The sequence below is a fragment of the Pseudonocardia pini genome, from assembly GCF_013870575.1.
GTDB classification, from domain to species: domain Bacteria; phylum Actinomycetota; class Actinomycetes; order Mycobacteriales; family Pseudonocardiaceae; genus Pseudonocardia; species Pseudonocardia pini.
In genome coordinates this window covers 1-3,284 of record NZ_JACBXB010000645.1, presented here as the reverse complement: position 1 = coordinate 3,284, position 3,284 = coordinate 1, and the positions used below count along the sequence as shown (strand labels likewise).

The window sequence follows — 3,284 nt, the reverse complement described above, 5'->3', positions numbered from 1 at the left end:
CAGCCCAGCGTGGCGGCCTCCGCCTGCCCGAGGGCGGCGAGGTCCGCGGCCGACACGTACGGCGTCGTCGGGGGCAGGCCGGGGAACAGCCCGCCCTGCGGCCGGCTCAGCAGGCAGGAGCCGGACGCCATCGCGACCTTGTCCACGGCGACGGCGGCGATCGTCCGGTGCACCCGGCCGGCGTCGCAGCCCTGGCACGAGACCGCAGGGTGTCCTAGAGCCAGGCCGGGTCGGTGTCCAACGAGGTGCGGTCGAGGGAGGCCAGCAGGTCCAGCTGCGGGCCGACCTTCGGCAGCTCGAAGCGGAAGAAGTACCGGGCGGCGGCCCGCTTGCCGCGGGCCAGGTCGTCCTCCCGGCCTGCCGCGGCCAGCACCTGGTCCAGCCAGATCCACGCCACGACGACGTGCCCGGCCGCCTCCAGGTAGACGCTCGCGTTGGCCAGCCGCTCCTCCGCGTCCGGGTGGGCGTGCAGGATCTCGGTGACCTCGACGAGCCGGTCGAGCGCCTGCTGCAGCTGCGTGGCCTCGGGGAGGTCGCCCGCCCGCGCGACGGTGTCCGCGATGCGGTCGCGCAGGACCGCGAACCCGGCGGTGGTCACCTTGCGCCCCAGTAGGTCCGCGCCCTGGATGCCGTGGGTGCCCTCGTGGATCGGGTTGAGCCGGTTGTCCCGGTAGTGCTGCTCGACGTCGTACTCCCGGGTGTAGCCGTACCCGCCGAGCACCTGGACGGCCAGCGCGTTCGCCTCGAGCCCCCACTGCGAGGGCCAGCTCTTCGCGATCGGGGTGAGGACCTCCAGCAGCTCGCGCTCGTCGGTGTCGACGAGCCTGCCGCAGTAGAGCACCAGCGCGAGGGCGCCCTCGGCGTAGGCCTTCTGCGCCAGCAACATCCGTCGGACGTCCGCGTGCCGCACGATCGGCACCATCGGCGTCGCCGGGTCCTTGGCCCCGGCCGGACGGCCCTGCGGGCGCCCCTTCGCGTAGTCGAGCGACTTGAGGTAGCCGGTGCAGGCGAGGGCCGCCGCGCCCGCGCCGACCCCCACCCTGGCCTCGTTCATCATGTGGAACATGGCGGCCAGGCCCCGGCCCTCGGTCCCGACCAGGTGTCCGAGGGCGCCCTCGAAGCTCAGGACGGTGTTGACCGTCCCGCGGTAGCCCATCTTGTGGTTGAGCCCGGTGAGCACGACGGCGTTGCGCGTGCCGTCGGGAAGGATCTTGGGGACGAGGAACAGCGAGATGCCCCGCACCCCCGCCGGTCCGCCGGGGACCTTCGCGAGCACGAGGTGGACGATGTTCTCACCGAGCCCGTGGTCCCCACCGGAGATCCACATCTTGGTGCCGGTCAGCCGGTACGAGCCGTCGGGCTGCGGCTCCGCCCGGGTGGTGATGTCCGCGAGCGACGAGCCCGCCTGCGGCTCGGACAGGCACATCGTCCCGTGCACGTGGCCCGCCAGCATGTCCGGCACGTAGTGCTCCACCTGCTCGGGCGTGCCGTGGGCCAGCAGGAGGTTGGCGTTGGCCACGGTGAGCATCGCGTAGGCCCAGGTGCCGACGTTGGCGGCGTGGAACCAGCACTGCAGCGCCGTGCCGACGACGTAGGGGAGCTGTAGCCCGCCCACGGACTCGTCCATCGTCGCAGCGAGGAGACCCGCGTCCGCGGCGGCCCGCAGGGCGGGCGCGACCTCCTCGTGCAGCACCGCGCCCCCGTTCTCGAAGCGGGGCTCCTCCGCGTCGTTGCGCTTGTTGTGCGGGGCGAACCGCTCCGTCGCGATGTCCGCGGCCAGCTCCAGGACGGCGTCGAACGTCTCGCGCGAGTGCTCGGCGAACCGCTCCCGCGCGGTCAGGGACTCGACGTCCAGCCAGTCGTAGAGCAGGAACTCGAGGTCGCGCCGGGACAGGATCAGGTCGCGCTCGTGCGGCATCGTCGCTCCAGGCTAGGTTACTGATCGATCAGTAACCTAGGATGCGAGACATGGGCGACCGGGTCAAGGCGATCCTCGCGGGCTTGGACCTGTGGGCGGAGTGGCCGACGGAGACGCAGCGCCGGATCGTGGGTGCCGCGCTGGAGTCCTTCGCCGAGCGCGGCTTCCACGGGACCTCGCTCAAGCACATCGCGCAGGGCTCCGGGCTGAGCACCGCGGCGCTCTACGTGCACTTCGCCTCCAAGGAGGAGCTCCTCTTCGCGCTCTCCCGGCGCGGACACGGGCTCGCCCGCGACCTCGTCGGGCAGGCGGCGGTCGGGGAGCCCGCCGAGGCGGTGGACGTGCTGGTCCGGGCCTTCACCCGCTGGCACGCCGAGCACCGCACGATTGCGCGCGTGGTGCAGTACGAGCAGGGTGCGCTGACCCCCGAGCACCGAGCGCAGGTCCGTGACCTGCGGCGGGAGACCGAACGGGTGGTGCGGGAGCTGATCGAGCGCGGGGTGGCGGCGGGCGTCCTCACCGTGTCCGACGCCCGGGGCGCGGCCGCCGCCGTCCTGTCCCTCGGGATCGACGTGGCCCGCTGGTACACCCCGGGCGGCCGCTGGACCCCCGACGACCTCGCCGACCTCTACGCCGGGCTGGCCGCCCGCATGCTGGGCGCCACCACCTGTTCATGATCGCCGGGAGCGGCCCTCGGTGCCGTGTACGGCACCGATCACCCGGAGTCGGCGATCATGTCGGCTCCGCCGATGGGCTCGGCAGGCGGTCCGCCGGGTGGGCAGGCCCCACGACGTCGCCGGTGGCGGGTCGGTCGGGTATACAGCAGCTGCAGAGGAGGAGCCCCGTGCGGATCGCCCTGGCCCAGATCGTGTCCACGCCGTCGCCCGCGGAGAACCTGGGGACCGTCGCGGCCGAGACCGCGCGTGCGGCCGCCGCGGGCGCACGCGTCGTCGTGTTCCCCGAGGCCACGATGTGCTGCTTCGGCGTGCGGCTCCCCGCCGAACCGCTCGACGGGCCCTGGGCCACCCGGGTCCGCGAGATCGCCGCGGCGGCCGGCGTGACCGTCGTCGCCGGGATGTTCACCCCGGACCCGGACGGCCGGGTCCGCAACACCCTGCTCGCCACCGGCGGCGGGGTCGAGGCGCACTACGACAAGATCCACCTGTTCGACGCCTTCGGGTTCGCCGAGTCCGCGACCGTCGCGCCGGGCACCGTCCCCGTCACGATCACCGTCGACGACGTCACCGTCGGCCTCGCGACCTGCTACGACGTCCGGTTCCCCGGGCTGTTCCAGAAGCTGGGGGACGCCGGGGCGCAGCTCGTGCTGATGCCCGCCTCCTGGGGCGCCGGGCCGGGCAAGCGCGCG

3 protein-coding genes are annotated in these 3,284 nt (G+C 73.5%); 2 read left to right on the top strand and 1 reads right to left on the bottom strand.

Annotation, left to right across the window (positions count from 1 at the left end):
- Window positions 1–214: 214 nt before the first annotated feature.
- Entirely contained in the window at window positions 215–1,918 is a 1,704-nt protein-coding gene (locus H5J29_RS26415) for an acyl-CoA dehydrogenase (protein WP_181783720.1), read from the bottom strand.
- 50 nt (window positions 1,919–1,968) lie between these two features.
- Here H5J29_RS26415 and H5J29_RS26410 point away from each other — a divergent pair, with 50 nt between their 5' ends.
- Both H5J29_RS26410 and H5J29_RS26405 read left to right on the top strand, forming a co-directional pair.
- The gene (locus H5J29_RS26410; protein ID WP_181783719.1) at window positions 1,969–2,595 is read left to right on the top strand and encodes a TetR/AcrR family transcriptional regulator; all 627 of its coding nucleotides are present in this window, start codon (window positions 1,969–1,971) and stop codon (window positions 2,593–2,595) included.
- A gap of 167 nt (window positions 2,596–2,762) precedes the next feature.
- A partial coding sequence (locus H5J29_RS26405; RefSeq protein WP_181783718.1) for a nitrilase-related carbon-nitrogen hydrolase occupies window positions 2,763–3,284 on the top strand: 522 nt, incomplete at its 3' end.